We start from the raw sequence: 14,597 nt of genomic DNA on the forward strand, positions 1-14,597 counted from the left end.
CGGACGTCGTCCTCGTCCGAGCGGCTGTCCAGCCTGCGGGGGCTCAGCGGTCGGCTCCGACCGGGTCCCCGAGCAGCGCCGCCCAGCGGTCGACGAAGTCGGGCAGCGTCTTGCTCACCGCACCGGGGTCGGCCACCTCGATGCCGTCGATCGCCAGCCCGAGCACCGCCCCGGCGTGCACCATGCGGTGGTCGGCGTAGGAGTCCAGCCGGGCCGGCCGGCCGGGGCCGGGCTCGACGACCAGCCCGTCGGGCAGCTGCTCGACCCGGGCGCCGACGGCGGTGAGCACCTCGTCGAGGGCCTGCAGCCGGTCGGTCTCGTGCCCTCGCAGGTGGCCGATGCCGGTCAGCTGCGAGGTGCCGTCGGCCAGCGCGCACAGCGCCGCGAGGACCGGGGTCAGCTCGCCCACCTCGCCGAGGTCGGCGACCAGCGGCCGGATCCGGTGGCCGCCGGTGACCGTCAGGCCGTCGTCCGTGCGGACGACGTCGGCGCCCATCGCGGTCAGCAGCCGGTCGAGCTGCGCGCCGGGCTGGGTGGTGACCTCCGGCCAGTCGCGGACCGTGACCCGCCCGCCGGTGACCAGCGCTGCGGCGAGGAACGGGGCCGCGTTGGACAGGTCCGGCTCGATGACCCGGTCGAGCGCGGCGATCCGGCCGGGCTGCACCCGCCAGCCGCGCGGCGTCGCGGTGACGTCCACGCCGTGCTCGCGCAGCGCCGTCACGGTCATCTCGACGTGCGGCATCGACGGCACCCCGCCGGCCAGCGCGAGGTCGACGCCCTCGTCGAACCGGGCAGCCGCCAGCAGCAGCCCGGAGACGATCTGCGAGGACTCGCTGGCGTCGACCGACACCGCCCCGCCGGTCACCCGGCCGGTGCCGTGCACGGTGAACGGCGCCCGGCCGCGGCCGCCGTCGTCGATCTCGACGCCGAGCGCGCGCAGCGCGGCGAGCAGGCCGGCGTTGGGGCGCTCGCGCAGCCGGGGGTCGCCGTCCACCCGGACCGGTCCGTCGGCCAGCGCCGCGACCGGCGGGAGGAAGCGCAGCACCGTGCCGGCCAGGCCGGCGTCCACCTCGGCCGGGCCGCGCAGCCGATCGGGCGTGACGACCCAGTCGGCGCCGTCCTCGTCGATGCCGACGCCGAGCGCGCGCAGCCCGGCGGCCATGAGGTCGGTGTCGCGGGCGCGCAGCGGCCGCACGATCCGGCCCGGCCCGTCGGCGAGCGCGGCGAGCACCAGCGCGCGGGCGGTGATCGACTTCGACCCGGGCAGCCGGACGACCGCGTCGACCGGCGTCGAGCGGTGCGGCGTCGTCCAGATCTCCGTCACGGGCACATTCTGCCCGCCACGCAGGTCGGCTCCGGCCGGGCACCGCCCGACACCGGGTTCACCCCGCCTGCGGCTTGTCCGCCTTCTTGGCCGGCAGCACGCGGGTCAGCTTCCGGTTGGCGAACTCGAACATGCCCAGCTCCGACAGCTCGCGGCCGTAGCCGGAGCGCTTCACGCCGCCGAACGGCAGCTCGGGGGAGGAGCCGGAGGGCTGGTTGACCCACACCATGCCGGCCTCGATCCGGTCGGCCACCGAGCGTGCCTTGTCGAGGTCGTCGGAGAAGACGGCGGCACCGAGACCGAACCGGCTGTTGTTCGCCAGCTCGACCGCCTCCTCCTCGTTCGCCACCTTGTAGACGACGGCGGCGGGCCCGAAGAGCTCCTCGGAGTAGGCCCGCATCTCCGGCGTGACGTCGGTGAGGATCGTCGGCTCGACGAAGGCGCCCGGGTGGTCGGGGCGGCTGCCGCCGGTGACCACGGTCGCGCCCTTGTCGATCGCGTCCTGGATCTGCGCGTGCAGGTCCTTGGCCGCCTGCTCGGAGGACAGCGGCGCCAGCGAGGTCGACGGGTCGCTGGGGTCGCCGGGGGAGAAGGTCGAGAACGCCTGCTTCAGGCCCTCGACGAACGGCTCGTAGATGTCCTCGGGGACGATCAGCCGCTTGGCGGCGATGCAGGCCTGGCCGCTGTTCTGCATCCGCCCCATGGTGGCGGCCTTGACGGTCCGGCCGAGGTCCTCGGTGTCGAGGACGATGAACGGGTCGCTGCCGCCGAGCTCGAGCACCGACTTCTTCAGGTACTTGCCGGCGAGCGAGGCGACGCTGCTGCCGGCCCGCTCGCTGCCGGTCAGCGTCACGCCCTCGACGTGCGGGTGGGCGATGACCTGCTCGACGTCCGCGATGCGCAGGAACACGTTGGTGTAGACGCCCTCGGGGACGCCGGCGTCGAGGAACAGCCGCTCGATCGCCAGGGCCGTCTGCGGGTTCAGCTCGGCGTGCTTGAGCAGGATCGCGTTGCCGAGCACGAGGTTCGGCCCGGCGACCCGGACGACCTGGTAGAGCGGGTAGTTCCACGGCTCGATGGCGAGGATGACGCCGATCGGCTCGTTCTCGACGATCGCCTCGCCCTTCATCACGTCGATGCGCTTGGGCTCCAGGAAACGCGGCCCGTTCTCGGCGTAGTAGGTGAGGATGCTGGCCGCGAGCTGCACCTCGCCCGCTGCCTCCTGGATGCGCTTGCCCATCTCGCGGGTGACCAGCGCGGCGAACTCGTCGGTGCGCTCGAGCATCAGCTCGCCGGCGCGGCCGACGATGCGTGCCCGCTCCTCGACCGGGCGGCGGCGCCACTCGAGGAACGCGGCATGGGCCTTCTCGATCACGCCGTCGACGGCGTCGGTGGGGAGGAAATCGAACTCCTGCTCGACCTCGCCGGTGTACGGGTTGACCGTCCGGTAGGGGCGGGCACCCGCGTCGCTCGCGGTCTTCGGCTGCTCGGTGGCTGGGTTCTGGGTGGCGGTCACGGCTCGATCCTCGTCCCTCGGTGCGTCTGTCCGTCACCGGCCCCTACCCGGGCCTCGCGGGGTCAGTCGTCGCGGCGTGCTGTCGGTGCCGCGACCTAGAGTTCGGGGCAACCGCCTCCCGAGGAGTGCCCGATGTGTGGTCGCTACGCCGCCAGCCGCAGCCCCGACGACCTCGTGGTCGAGTTCGAGGCGGTCAGGGCCGAGGGCCAGTCCCCGCTGCCCCCCGACTACAACGTCGCCCCCACCAAGGACGTCTACGTGGTGCGCCAGAAGAAGGAGCGCGACACGGAGGGTGCGCCCACCGGGACCACCCACCGCGAGCTGCGCACGGTCCGCTGGGGGCTGGTGCCGGGCTGGGCGAAGGACCCGTCGGTCGGCAACCGGCTGCTCAACGCCCGGGTCGAGTCGCTCACGGAGAAGCCGGCGTTCAAGAAGGCGGCCCGGTCGCGGCGCTGCCTGGTGCCGGCCGACGGCTGGTACGAGTGGGCGAAGCGGCTGGACTCACCGGCCAAGCAGCCCTACTTCGTCACCCCGCAGGACGGCTCGGTGCTCGCCTTCGCGGGGCTGTGGGAGGTGTGGGGCCGCGGTGAGGACCGGCTCTACACCTGCACCGTCGTCACCGCCCCGGCGGTGGGCGTGCTGACCGAGATCCATCCCCGCATGCCGCTGGTGCTGCCGCGCGAGCGCTGGGCGGCCTGGCTGGACCCGGTCCGGGAGGACGTCGACGCGCTGGTCGAGCCCACGCCGCCCGAGCTGGTCGAGACCCTGGAGCTGCGGCCGGTGAGCACCGCGGTGAACAACGTGAAGAACAACGGCCCGGAACTCGAGGCACGGGTGGAGTCGGTGAGCGAGCCGGCGGACCAGCCGGCGCTGTTCTGACCGTGGCGTCGGACCGGGGAGACGACGCCGGGAAGGCGCTGCCCGGCTGGATCGCCGCCGGGGTCACGTTCCTGTGCTCGGGCGCGGTGCTGGTGCTCGAGATCGTCGGGCTGCGGCTGATCGCCCCGTACGTCGGCGTCACGCTGCAGACCAGCACGGCGGTGATCGGCTTCGCCCTGCTGGCCATCGCGGTCGGCGCGTGGTCGGGCGGGGCGTCGGCGGACCGCACGGATCCGCGCCGGCTGATCCCGCCGCTGATGGTGGGCGGCGGCGCTCTCGTGGTCGCCGTCCTGCCCCTGGTCCGGTTCACCGGGGCGCTGCTCACGGGCCCCGACGCCGGCAGCGTGCTGCTGCTGGCGTTCGTCGCCGTCGGCGTGCCCGCGGCGCTGCTGTCCGCCGTGCCGCCGATGGTGGTGAAGCTGCAGCTGGCCAGCCTCGAGCAGACCGGCTCGGTGGTGGGTCGCCTGTCGAGCATCGGCACGCTGGGCGCGATCGCGGCCACGTTCGTCACCGGGTTCGTGCTCGTGGCGCTGCTGCCCAGCAGCGTGATCCTCGTCGGCACCGGGGTCGTGACCGTGCTCGCCGGCCTCGCCATGGCCGTGCTGCTGCGCCGGGCGGGACGGGTGCCGCCGGTGCTGATGGTGCTCGCGGTCGCCGGCACGGTGCTGGCCGCGCTCGCCCCGACGCCGTGCCAGGAGGAGACCGCGTACCACTGCGCGAGGGTGGTGGCGGACGCCGACCGTGAGTCGGGCCGGGTGCTCCTGCTCGACAGCCTCCGGCACTCCTACGTCGACCTCGCGGACCCCACCTACCTGCAGTTCGACTACGTGCGGGTGGTGGCGGCGGTCAGCGACGCGGTGCCGCCCCCGGGGCCGATCTCGGCGCTGCACCTCGGGGGCGGCGGCGTCACCGTGCCGCGCTACCTGGCGGCGGTCCGGCCCGGGACCGACAGCCTGGTGCTCGAGGTGGACCCGCAGGTGGTGGCGATCGACCGCGAGCAGCTGGAGCTGAGGACGTCGGACCTGCTCCGGGTGCGTGTCACCGACGCCCGCGTGGGCCTGGCCGACGAGCCGGCGGGGCAGCGCGACCTCGTGGTCGGGGACGCCTTCGGCGGGCTGTCGGTGCCGTGGCAGCTGACCACGGTCGAGGCGCTCGAGCTGGTCGACGCGGCGCTCACCGACGACGGCGTCTACGTCGCCAACCTCATCGACCACCCGCCGATGGACTTCGTCCGCGCCGAGCTGGCCACGCTGCGGGAGGTGTTCCCCCACGTGGCCCTCCTCGCCCGGGCGCCGGTCCTGGCCGGCGAGGACGGCGGCAACGTCGTCGTCGTGGCGTCGCGGTCACCGATCCCGGTCGGGGCGATCGCGGACGCGATGGCCGCGCACGACGTCGCCTGGCAGGTGGCCAGGGCAGCGCAGCTCGACGCCTTCGTCGGGGACGCCCCGGTGCTGACCGACGACCACGCGCCGGTCGACCAGCTGCTCACCCCCTACGCCGGACCGTGATCATCGGCCGATCGGCGCCGTCCTCGCGCGGGTCAGCCGCACCAGCTCGGACGGCGGCAGCTCGACCTGCAGGCCGCGCTTGCCCGCGCTGACCATGACCGTCTCGAACGACAGGGCCGAGTCGTCCACCACCGTCGGGAGCGCCTTGCGCTGGCCCAGCGGGCTGATCCCGCCGACGACGTAGCCGCTGCTGCGCTCGGCGTCGGCCGGGTCGGCCATGACCGCCTTGCGGCCACCCACGGCGGCGGCCAGCGCCTTGAGGTCCAGCGTGCCGGCCACGGGGACGACGGCCACGGTCAGCGCGCCGTCCACACGGGCGACGAGGGTCTTGAACACCTGCCGCGGGTCCGCGCCGAGTGCGGCGACGGCTGCCTCGCCGTGGCCCCGGTCGGCGGGGTGCTCCGGGTCGTAGGGGTGCAGGGTGTGCGGCACCCCTGCCTTCTCCAGAACCTTCACCGCGGGGGTCCCTGCCACGGCGGAGGAGCGTAGCGATCACGCGAACGGGGAATCGGTCCCGTGCCGGCGCGGTTGCACGACCCGTGAGCAGCGCCCTCTCCACCGCCCGGCAGCGGTCGGTACGCACTCGGCCCCCGGGCCGCCCCGATGCCCCGCGACTAGGATCGACCGACGTGGTCTCCCGCATGCGGGGCCCGCAGAGAGGACGGTCGGTGCCCGAGGAGCCCACCAGCAGCAGCCCCGTCGACGAGCCGGCTGCCGGCGCTGTTCCGGGCGCGCCGGTGGAGGTCCCCGAGGCGCGCGAGGGCGGCAGCCGCACCCAGGTCGCCGAGACCCGTGCCGAGCGGGACGCCCGCTTCGAGCGCGACGCCCTGCCCTACCTCGACCAGCTGTATCCGGCGGCGCTGCGGATGACCCGCAACCCGGCCGACGCCGAGGACCTGGTCCAGGAGACGTTCGTCAAGGCCTACTCCGCGTTCCACCAGTTCGCCGAGGGAACGAACCTCAAGGCGTGGCTGTACCGGATCCTGACGAACACCTACATCAACAGCTACCGCAAGAAGCAGCGGCAGCCGCAGCAGTACCCGACCGACCAGGTGCAGGACTGGCAGCTCTACGCCGCCGAGGAGCACAGCTCCAGCGGCCTGCGCTCGGCCGAGATCGAGGCGCTGGACCACCTGCCGGACTCCGACATCAAGGAGGCCCTGCAGCAGCTGCCCGAGGACTTCCGGCTGGCGGTCTACCTCGCCGACGTCGAGGGCTTCGCCTACAAGGAGATCGCCGAGATCATGGGCACGCCCATCGGCACGGTGATGTCCCGGCTGCACCGCGGCCGGCGGGGGCTGCAGAAGCTGCTGGCCGACTACGCCCGTGAGCGCGGCTTCGTCCGCGCCGGAGCCGGGGAGGAGACGGCGTGATGAGCGACGACCGCCGTCCGGACGCCGGTGAGCCGCTCGAGATCTCCTCGTGCGACGACGTCCTGTCGCACGTCTTCGAGTTCCTGGACCACGAGACCGACGACGCGCGGCGGGCGGTCATCGCCGAGCACCTCGAGGACTGCTCGGGCTGCCTGCGCCAGTTCGGCATCGAGCAGGAGTTCAAGGCGCTGGTCCGCCGCCGCTGCGGCGGGGACGTCCCGCCGCCCGGCCTGCGGGACCGGATCAAGCTGCAGCTGACCACCGTCGCCTTCGAGGAGGACGGCACGCAGGTCAGCGTCGAGAAGCTGACCAGCGAGGTGATCCGGACCGAGACGTCCGGGGAGCGTCCCACCCCCGCCTGAAGCCGGCGCGGGACACTCCCCGAGGTCGTTCAGGCGTTGGGGCGCTTGCCGTGGTTCGCGCCGTTCTTTTTGCGAGAGCGACGCTTGCGTCCGCGCTTGGACATCACTGCCTCCTTCACCGGGCTGAACGTGGTACCTCGCGGGCGTGATGGCTCGGCGCAGGGACGTGCACCCGGCCGGCGGACCCGCCAAGCTGACTGTGCAAGCCTCTCACGGCCGGGCCGGCGACGTTGCCGGCCGGGTCGAGGTCGAACGGGGAGCACGACATGGACCTGGGCATCGAGAGCGTGCTGGTCGCCGGCCGCGGGCCGGCGGCCTGCGGGGTGATCGCCGCCTGCGGCCGGATCGGGATCAAGTCGATCGCCGTGCACTCCGAGGCCGAGCGCAACGCCCGGCACGTGCGCATGGCCGACGACGCGGTGCTGCTGGGCCCGGCGCCCGCGGCCGAGTCCTACCTGGCCGTCGACCGCATCGTGGAGGCCGCGCAGCGCAGCGGGGCCGCCGCCGTCCTGCCCGTGCCGCCGGCGCTGGCCGGCAACGCCCGCCTGGCGGCGGCCGTCGCGAGGGCCGGGCTGGTCTGGGTCGGTCCCGACGCCGACGTGCTCGAGCGGCTCGGCGGCGACGGCGTCGAGCCGGCCAGCGAGCGCGGCTTCCTCGCCTGGGTCACCGACGACGGCCTGCGTCACCTGACGCCCGTCTCCCGCGACCGCGCCGCGGGCATCGCGCGCATCTCCTGGACCCCCGAGCCGACCGACCTGCCCGCGGCCGCCCGGCGGCTCAAGGACGTCGGCTGGCGCGGACTGGTCACCGTCGGCATCTCCCCGGACGGCGAGCTCGCCGAGGTCGCCGCGGGCTTCTCCCTGGACATGTCGGTGCTCGAGCGCGCGCACGCCGTCGACGCCGTCGAGCTCGCGCTGCGCAGCGCCGCGGGCCGCCGCGCGGTCGCGGCCGAGCCGCAGCCCGGGACACCGCGGGCCGCCGTCGCCGTCCAGCTGCGGTCGACCCTGCCCCCGGGGACGGCGGGCCGGGTCACCGGCCGCCTGCCCGCCACCGAGCGGGTCCCCCTCGACGGCGCGGCCGTCGAGGTCGTGGCGGTGCGCGGCTACGACCCCCGCGACCGGCTCGACGGCTGGTACGACGCGCTGCTCGCCACGCTCAGCGCCGGCGCGGCGGACACCGCCACCGCCGCGCGGGCGCTCGGCCGGGTGCTCGCCGAGCTGCCGGATGCGGGGGTGCCGCACGACGGGGCGGAGATCTGCGCCGTCCTCGACCGGCTGGCCGCCGGCTCGGAGACGCCCGGGCGCTGACCGGATCGGCCCTCTGACGTGCCAGGATGAGGTCCGACGTCAACCGCGAGCGCGAGGGGGCCCGGCGTGCCGGTCGAGGAGATCCACGCGGAGATGGTCTCCAGCGTGTGGAAGGTCCTCGTCCAGCCCGGCGCGCAGGTCGCGGCCGGCGACACGCTGGTGATCCTCGAGTCCATGAAGATGGAGATCCCGGTGCTGACCGAGCGCGCCGGCACGGTGACCGAGCTGCACGTCGTCGAGGGCGAGGTGCTCCAGGAGGGCGACCTGATCGCCACCGTCGACGACTACAGCCCGCGCACGTAGACCATCAGGTGCACGTCGGGCAGCGGTGACCAGTCCCGCTCCCGGAGACGGGTGAACCCGAGCCGCTCGTAGAGGCGGTGCGCGGCGGTCATGCTGGGATCGGTGGAGATCACCATGCGCCGCTTCCCGGCCGCCCGTGCCCGCTCCACGCAGGTCTGCACGAGCAGCTCGCCGACGCCGCGGCCCCGCGCCGCCGGGTCGACGACCAGCATGCGGAAGGCCGCCTCGTCGTCGGACTCGGTGATCTCCCCGAACTCGCCGGTGAGGACGAGCGCGACGCTGCCGACGATCCCGTCGCCGTCGCGGGCGACCAGCAGGTCGGTGTGCCCGGCGCGCCCCGCCACGTCGCGCAGCTGCCGTTGGTACGCCTCGGGGGCGAGCCCCTCGTCGCGGTAGACGCCGCCGGTGAGCTCGGCGATCCGGGGGTAGTCCTCGGGTGTGGCGGGCTCGACGCGCACGGGCTCGACGGGGGAGGCCTCGACCACGTCCGGCAGCGTAGGCGGTGGCGCCACATACCCTCGGAACACCATGAGCAGCCTCTCCGAGCGCCTCCACCGAGGATCGGCGTCCAGCCCCTCCCAGGTCGACCACGCCCGGCGGCTGGTCGCCGACTGGCAGCTGCTGGCCGACCTCGCCTTCGCCGACCTGACCCTCTGGGTGCCCCTGCAGTCCGGGAACTGGTGGTGCGTGGCGCAGGTGCGGCCGCTGACCGCCCCGACCAGCCAGCCCGACGACCTCGTCGGTGCCGAGGCCTCCGGGGTGGCGGCCGAGCCGTTCGTCGTCGCGTACCGCGAGGGCAGGCCGGTCACCGAGGGGGAGCCGGACTGGTCCGGGGTCAGCCCGCGGCGCCGCGAGGTGATCCCGGTGCGGCACGACGGCGTCGTCGTCGCCGTCCTGGCCAAGGACACCAACCTGGCCGTCACCCGGTCGCCGTCCACCCTCGAGCTGACCTACCTCGACATCGCCGCCGACCTCTGCCTGATGGTGTCGGCCGGCACCTTCCCGCCGCAGAAGCTGCAGGACGCCGAGATGAGCCCGCGCGTCGGCGACGGCCTGGTGCGCCTGGACGGCGAGGGGCGGGCCACCTACGCCAGCCCCAACGCGCTGTCGGCCTACCGGCGGATCGGCCTCACCGGCGACCTGGTCGGTGCCGACCTGGCCGAGGTCACGCGCGCGGCGGCCGCGGACCGCGTCGTGGGCGAGGCGGTGGCCGCCGGCATCACCGCGGCGGTGGCCGGTAGCTTCCCCGACCCGATGGACGTCGAGGGCCCGGCCGCCACGATGCTCGTCCGCGCGCTGCCGCTGCAGGCGCCGGGTGCCGAGGCGGGGGCGCTGGTGCTGGTCCGCGACGTCACCGACGTCCGCCGCCGCGACCGCGCGCTGCTCACCAAGGACGCCACGATCCGCGAGATCCACCACCGCGTGAAGAACAACCTGCAGACCGTCGCGGCCCTGCTGCGGCTGCAGGCGCGGCGCATGACCGAGCCGGCCGCGCGGGCGGCGCTGGAGGAGTCGGTGCGCCGGGTGGCGTCGATCGCCGTCGTCCACGACACCCTGGCCGGCAGCCGGGAGGACGTCGTCGACGTGGACGACGTGCTCGACCGGGTGCTGCCGATGCTCGGCGACCTCACCGTGGTGGGTCCGGCCGCCCGGGCCCGCCGCGTCGGTCAGTTCGGGGAGCTGCCCGCGGCCACCGCGACGCCGCTGGTCATGGCCGTCACCGAGCTGCTGCAGAACGCGGCCGAGCACGCCTTCCCCGACGGGGAGCCGGGCACGATCGAGCTGGTCGCCGAGCGCGACGGCGACGACCTCGTCGTCCGCGTGCGGGACGACGGGCTGGGGCTGCCCGCGGAGTTCGACCCGGCCGCGAGCGACGGGCTCGGCCTGCAGATCGTGCGCACGCTGGTCACCGGCGAGCTGGGCGGCGGGCTCGCGATGGGCCCGCCCGGGGGCCGCGGGCCGGGGACCGAGGTGGTGCTGACGGTGCCGGGCGCGGGCCGGCCCCGCCGCTGACCAGGCCGCCACACGCCGCGAGGCCGGTCCGGGAACCCGGACCGGCCTCGCGGCGTGTGGCGGCAGCGGCACCCGCGGGTGCCGTACCGGTGGTGCTCAGGTCAGGCTGCCTCATGGGCCTGACTACGCGCGCCGGTCCGCTCCTCGCTCGTTCCTCGCTGCGATGCTCCCGGCGCTGTCGTCAGGCGGTGTACGCCCGGGTGCGGGCCTGACGGCGCTTGAGCGCGCGGCGCTCGTCCTCCGACAGACCGCCCCAGACCCCGGAGTCCTGACCCGCCCGCAGCGCCCAGTCCAGGCACGACTGCACCACCGGGCAGCGCCGGCACACCGTCTTGGCCTGCTCGATCTGCACCAGCGCGGGGCCCGTCGTCCCGATGGGGAAGAACAGCTCCGGGTCCTCGTCGCGGCACAGGGCGCGGTGGCGCCAGTCCATGGTCGTGTACTCCTCGGTGTCAGTTGCGGGTGCGACTAGTCGCCGGCCTCGGTCCGCACGCGGGCCGACACCGGTTGCCCAGCGCCGTGGCTCAGCGACTCCTACCGCCTTGTTACCGGCAGGTTGCGTTCCTCTCGCGATGTTTTCACGAGCCGGACGCCTGTCAAGCGAAACGAGGTCGCCGTCGACCCCCTCGTGAGCAACCTCACCATGCGCGTGATAGGTGCGCCACTCGACGTGTCCACCACACCGATGAATGCCTTGACGGCAACCAGCGGTGTCGTGCTAACAGCGCAGTCCAGGCGCCTGTGCGCCGCCTGAGCGGGCCGTGCGAAAAGTCTTGGCGGGGACTCAGCCGACGACGCGCAGGGCCCCGGGAACGCTGCGCACGCGGAGTCCCGTCGCGGTGCCGAGGTGGTCGCCGTCGAGCTGCCACCCCTGCGGCCGGGACGCCGTCAGGGTCACCTCCGGCAGGTCGTGCAAGCGGTGCACGCCCTTGCCGCGGGCGTCGGGACGGCGGGCCATCACCTGCCGCAGCGTGTGCAGCATCCGCAGGGGACCCATGCGGCCCATCGCGAAGACGTCGAGACCGGTCTCGAACGACGCCTCGGGGCTCGGGTTGACCGGGCGGGCGCCCAGGTAGGTCCACGGGCTGACGTTGGACACCAGGCACAGGAACAGCCCGTCCAGCGGCGCCCCGCCGTCCGTGCACAGCGTCATCGCGGGCTGCCGCCGATCCCTGCCGAGCAGGAAGGCGCTGGTCGCCTCGCGCACGTACAGGGCGCCGGTGGAGCGCCGGCCACGGGCGCGCTGCGCCTCGACCCGCGCGATCACGTCGGCGTCGAAGCCGAGGCCGGCCGCGAAGACGAACCAGCGCGGGTCGGTCCACTCGGGGGAGGCGGCCGCGTCGGCGGCGGCGACGGCCGGTGCGCTGCCCTCGTCGTGCACGGCCACCGGCGCGGTGCTCGTGCCGGTGGCGCTCGCGGTACCGAGCGACACCCGGCGGGTGCGACCGGTGCGCAGCGCGTCGAGGATCTCCGCGGTCGCCTCGACCGGGTCCCGGGAACGGCCCAGCGCGCGCGAGAAGACGTTGGTCGACCCGCCGGGGACGACGGCCAGAGTGGGCAGGTGCGGCGCGGGACCGTGCTCGAGCAGGCCGTTGACGACCTCGTTCACCGTGCCGTCACCGCCGAGGGTCACCACGACGTCGACGCCGTCGGCGACCGCGCGGGCGCCGAGCTCACGGCCGTGCCCCCGGTGCCCGGTCTCGGCGACGTCGACCTTGAGCTCGCTGGCGAGCGCCCTGACGAGGACGTCGCGGCCCTTCGGGGTGGTGGCGGTCGCCGCCGGGTTGACCACCACGAGCGCGCGCATAGCCCCAGGCTAGCCAGGGGATCGCGCGCCGACCGGGAGGTCGGGGGTCCAGGGAGGCGTGTGGGGCGCGCGTAATCTCGCGGCGTGAGCGACGACCAGCCGCCGCAGCGCCGCGGCATCGCCGACCGCCTCCTGGGTGCGGCGGCCGAGCCGCCGGCCACCGAGCCGCGGCGCGAGCCGGCCGAGGAGGCACCGCGCAGCCTGCGCTGGGCCGCGGTCGTCGTCGGCGTGGAGGCCCTGGCGGTTGCCGCCGTGGCGGGCTGGCTGCTGTTCCTCACCGTCACCAGCAACCCGGCCGACACCGGACGGGCGCTGGCGGAGGTCGTCTTCACCGCCCTGGGTGCGGCCGCGCTGGGCTTCGCCGCGCGCGGGCTGTGGCGGGTGGCCTCGTGGGCGCGCGGCCCGGTGGTGGCCCTGCAGATCTTCCTGGCCCTGTTCGGCTACACGTCGGCGTTCACCTACGAGCGGCCGCTGATCGGGCTGCCGGTGCTCGGGCTGGTCGCCGTGGAGCTGTACCTGCTGGCCACCCCCGAGTCGCGGCTGGCCTTCTTCCGTCGCGCCGGCTGAACCCGTGCCCTGCTTCAGACCAGGCAGATGACGTCGGCGATCGAGTCGCAGATGCGACTGGGCCGGAACGGGAAGCGCGTCACGTCCGCCGGCCGGGTCGAGCCGGTGAGCACGAGGATCGTCTCCAGCCCCGCCTCGATGCCGGCGACGACGTCGGTGTCCATGCGGTCGCCGATCATCACGGTCGACTCCGAGTGGGCCTCGATCCGGTTCATGGCGCTGCGGAACATCATCGGGTTCGGCTTGCCGACGAAGTAGGGCTCGGCGCCGGTCGCCTTGGTGATCATCGCGGCGACCGAGCCGGTCGCGGGCAGCGGGCCCTCCGGCGAGGGACCGGTGACGTCGGGGTTGGTCGCGATGAACCGCGCGCCGTCGCCGACGAGCCGGATCGCTCGCGTGATCGCCTCGAACGAGTAGGTCCGCGTCTCACCGAGGACGACGTAGTCCGGGTCGGTGTCGGTGAGCGTGTAGCCCGCCTCGTAGAGGGCCGTGGTGAGCCCCGCCTCGCCGATCACGTACGCCGAGCCGCCCGGCAGCTGCGAGGACAGGAAGTCCGCCGTGGCCAGCGCCGAGGTCCAGATCGACTCCTCCGGCACGTGCAGCCCGGAGCGCGACAGCCGGGCGGCGAGGTCGCGCGGGGTGAAGATCGAATTGTTGGTCAGCACCAGGAAGCGGCGCTCGCACTCGACGAGGCGCTCGAGGAAGTCCGCGGCGCCGGGCAGGGCGTTGCCCTCGTGCACCAGGACGCCGTCCATGTCGGTGAGCCAGCACTCGGCCCGTCCGCGGTCGTGACCCACGGTTGCCGACCCTATCGGGAGCGGTCCCCGCCCTTGATCACCCGCAGGTGCGGGCCGGTCTCGATGCTCTCGCGCGGGTCGGGCGTCTCCGGCAGGCCGGCCGCCCGGCGGACCCGGTTCTCCGGCACCCCGAGCGCCACCGCGAGCGCCCGCGCGAGCCGCTCGCTCACCAGCCCGGAGCGGCGCCCCTCGGCGAGGTGCTCGATCGTCTCCGGCGCGATGGCCCAGTCGGCCAGCCGGGAGGCCTGCACGGGCGTGATGCCCAGTTCGGCGAGGCGGCGCCGCACCAGCGCCGGCAGGTCCATGTCCGCCATTCGCGCGACCTTAGGTCCGACCGGCGCCGCCGGCATCCCGGCGCCGCGCGGCGAACGTGGCAGGGCGTCGTCGGTGAGCCGGAAGACGGTCCACTCGTCCATCGGGACCGCGCCCTGCGCCTTGTAGAAGTCGATGGACGGCGTGTTCCAGTCCAGCACCGCCCACTCGAGCCGGTCGTAGCCGGCCTGCACGCAGGTCTCGGCCAGCGTGCGCAGCAGCTCCTTGCCGAGGCCGCTGCCGCGGTGCTGCGGCTGCACGTAGAGGTCCTCGAGGTAGATGCCGTGCGTGCCGCGCCAGGTGGAGAAGTTGAGGAACCACAGGGCCATGCCGACGACCGAGCCGCCCACCTCCGCGACGTGGCCGAAGAGGGCCGGGCGCTCGCCGAACAGGGACACCGTCAGCTGCTCCTCGGTCAGCCGCACCTCGTGCGCGGCCTTCTCGTACTCGGCCAGCTCGCGGACCAGCCCCACGACCGCGGGGACGTCGTCCGGGCGGATCGGCCGGACACTCACGATGCCCTCGATTC

The 14,597-nt window shown here is 74.4% G+C and carries 17 protein-coding genes; 8 read left to right on the forward strand and 9 right to left on the reverse strand.

From position 1 onward, the window contains the following. Positions 1 to 43 precede the first annotated feature (43 nt). Complete coding sequence (aroA, locus tag ACWIYF_RS05705) at positions 44 to 1,324, reverse strand: 3-phosphoshikimate 1-carboxyvinyltransferase (protein WP_448627147.1); 1,281 nt, start codon at positions 1,322 to 1,324, stop codon at positions 44 to 46. Positions 1,325 to 1,382: 58 nt separating this feature from the next. Next, on the reverse strand, positions 1,383 to 2,840 hold the full coding sequence (locus tag ACWIYF_RS05710; RefSeq protein WP_448627148.1) for an NAD-dependent succinate-semialdehyde dehydrogenase: 1,458 nt from the start codon (positions 2,838 to 2,840) through the stop codon (positions 1,383 to 1,385). A gap of 132 nt (positions 2,841 to 2,972) precedes the next feature. On the opposite strand from ACWIYF_RS05710, the gene ACWIYF_RS05715 reads away from it, so the two are divergent. Together ACWIYF_RS05715 and ACWIYF_RS05720 are read left to right on the forward strand one after the other, a co-directional pair. Continuing rightward, positions 2,973 to 3,719: an SOS response-associated peptidase gene (locus ACWIYF_RS05715; RefSeq protein ID WP_448627149.1), complete on the forward strand. Its 747-nt coding sequence runs from the start codon at positions 2,973 to 2,975 to the stop codon at positions 3,717 to 3,719. A 2-nt stretch (positions 3,720 to 3,721) separates the two neighbouring features. Next, the gene (locus ACWIYF_RS05720) at positions 3,722 to 5,227 is read left to right on the forward strand and encodes a fused MFS/spermidine synthase (protein WP_448627150.1); all 1,506 of its coding nucleotides are present in this window, start codon (positions 3,722 to 3,724) and stop codon (positions 5,225 to 5,227) included. Here the strand turns inward: ACWIYF_RS05720 and ybaK are convergent, their stop codons facing one another. Next, positions 5,228 to 5,701 (reverse strand): Cys-tRNA(Pro) deacylase, encoded by a 474-nt coding sequence (gene ybaK, locus ACWIYF_RS05725; RefSeq protein WP_448627151.1) that lies wholly within the window; start codon positions 5,699 to 5,701, stop codon positions 5,228 to 5,230. It lies immediately after the preceding gene. 194 nt (positions 5,702 to 5,895) lie between these two features. Between ybaK and ACWIYF_RS05730 the strand changes: the two genes are divergently transcribed. Continuing rightward, positions 5,896 to 6,600: a sigma-70 family RNA polymerase sigma factor gene (locus tag ACWIYF_RS05730; protein WP_448627152.1), complete on the forward strand. Its 705-nt coding sequence runs from the start codon at positions 5,896 to 5,898 to the stop codon at positions 6,598 to 6,600. Then, positions 6,600 to 6,962, forward strand: coding sequence for a mycothiol system anti-sigma-R factor (gene rsrA / locus ACWIYF_RS05735; RefSeq protein ID WP_448627153.1), 363 nt, complete (start codon positions 6,600 to 6,602; stop codon positions 6,960 to 6,962). The genes ACWIYF_RS05730 and rsrA overlap by 1 nt, the downstream gene beginning before the upstream one ends. Before the next feature lie 29 nt (positions 6,963 to 6,991). Here rsrA and ACWIYF_RS05740 read toward each other — a convergent pair whose 3' ends face one another. Then, on the reverse strand, positions 6,992 to 7,066 hold the full coding sequence (locus ACWIYF_RS05740) for a 50S ribosomal protein bL37 (protein WP_407643698.1): 75 nt from the start codon (positions 7,064 to 7,066) through the stop codon (positions 6,992 to 6,994). Positions 7,067 to 7,228: 162 nt separating this feature from the next. On the opposite strand from ACWIYF_RS05740, the gene ACWIYF_RS05745 reads away from it, so the two are divergent. Further along, positions 7,229 to 8,269 (forward strand): biotin carboxylase N-terminal domain-containing protein, encoded by a 1,041-nt coding sequence (locus ACWIYF_RS05745; protein WP_448627154.1) that lies wholly within the window; start codon positions 7,229 to 7,231, stop codon positions 8,267 to 8,269. Positions 8,270 to 8,335: 66 nt separating this feature from the next. Then, on the forward strand, positions 8,336 to 8,572 hold the full coding sequence (locus tag ACWIYF_RS05750) for a biotin/lipoyl-binding carrier protein (RefSeq protein WP_448627155.1): 237 nt from the start codon (positions 8,336 to 8,338) through the stop codon (positions 8,570 to 8,572). On the opposite strand, the gene ACWIYF_RS05755 is transcribed toward ACWIYF_RS05750, so the two are convergent. After that, positions 8,554 to 9,057 (reverse strand): GNAT family N-acetyltransferase, encoded by a 504-nt coding sequence (locus ACWIYF_RS05755; protein ID WP_448627156.1) that lies wholly within the window; start codon positions 9,055 to 9,057, stop codon positions 8,554 to 8,556. The two genes, ACWIYF_RS05750 and ACWIYF_RS05755, sit on opposite strands and share 19 nt — an antisense overlap. Positions 9,058 to 9,100: 43 nt before the next feature. Between ACWIYF_RS05755 and ACWIYF_RS05760 the strand changes: the two genes are divergently transcribed. Next, a complete protein-coding gene (locus ACWIYF_RS05760) occupies positions 9,101 to 10,585 on the forward strand; it encodes a sensor histidine kinase (protein ID WP_448627157.1) in 1,485 nt (494 codons plus the stop codon). Between the two features lie 181 nt (positions 10,586 to 10,766). Here ACWIYF_RS05760 and ACWIYF_RS05765 read toward each other — a convergent pair whose 3' ends face one another. Then, complete coding sequence (locus ACWIYF_RS05765) at positions 10,767 to 11,018, reverse strand: WhiB family transcriptional regulator (RefSeq protein ID WP_448627158.1); 252 nt, start codon at positions 11,016 to 11,018, stop codon at positions 10,767 to 10,769. A 351-nt stretch (positions 11,019 to 11,369) separates the two neighbouring features. Then, the gene (locus ACWIYF_RS05770; protein WP_448627159.1) at positions 11,370 to 12,392 is read right to left on the reverse strand and encodes a diacylglycerol/lipid kinase family protein; all 1,023 of its coding nucleotides are present in this window, start codon (positions 12,390 to 12,392) and stop codon (positions 11,370 to 11,372) included. Positions 12,393 to 12,476: 84 nt separating this feature from the next. Here ACWIYF_RS05770 and ACWIYF_RS05775 point away from each other — a divergent pair, with 84 nt between their 5' ends. Continuing rightward, positions 12,477 to 12,959, forward strand: a complete 483-nt coding sequence (locus ACWIYF_RS05775) for a hypothetical protein (RefSeq protein WP_448627160.1) — start codon at positions 12,477 to 12,479, stop codon at positions 12,957 to 12,959. Between the two features lie 14 nt (positions 12,960 to 12,973). On the opposite strand, the gene ACWIYF_RS05780 is transcribed toward ACWIYF_RS05775, so the two are convergent. Both ACWIYF_RS05780 and ACWIYF_RS05785 read right to left on the reverse strand, forming a co-directional pair. Continuing rightward, a complete protein-coding gene (locus ACWIYF_RS05780) occupies positions 12,974 to 13,756 on the reverse strand; it encodes an HAD-IIA family hydrolase (protein WP_448627161.1) in 783 nt (260 codons plus the stop codon). Positions 13,757 to 13,767: 11 nt separating this feature from the next. Continuing rightward, the gene (locus ACWIYF_RS05785; protein WP_448627162.1) at positions 13,768 to 14,583 is read right to left on the reverse strand and encodes an N-acetyltransferase family protein; all 816 of its coding nucleotides are present in this window, start codon (positions 14,581 to 14,583) and stop codon (positions 13,768 to 13,770) included. Between the last annotated feature and the right edge of the window lie 14 nt (positions 14,584 to 14,597).

Source organism: Geodermatophilus sp. URMC 64, assembly GCF_053502555.1.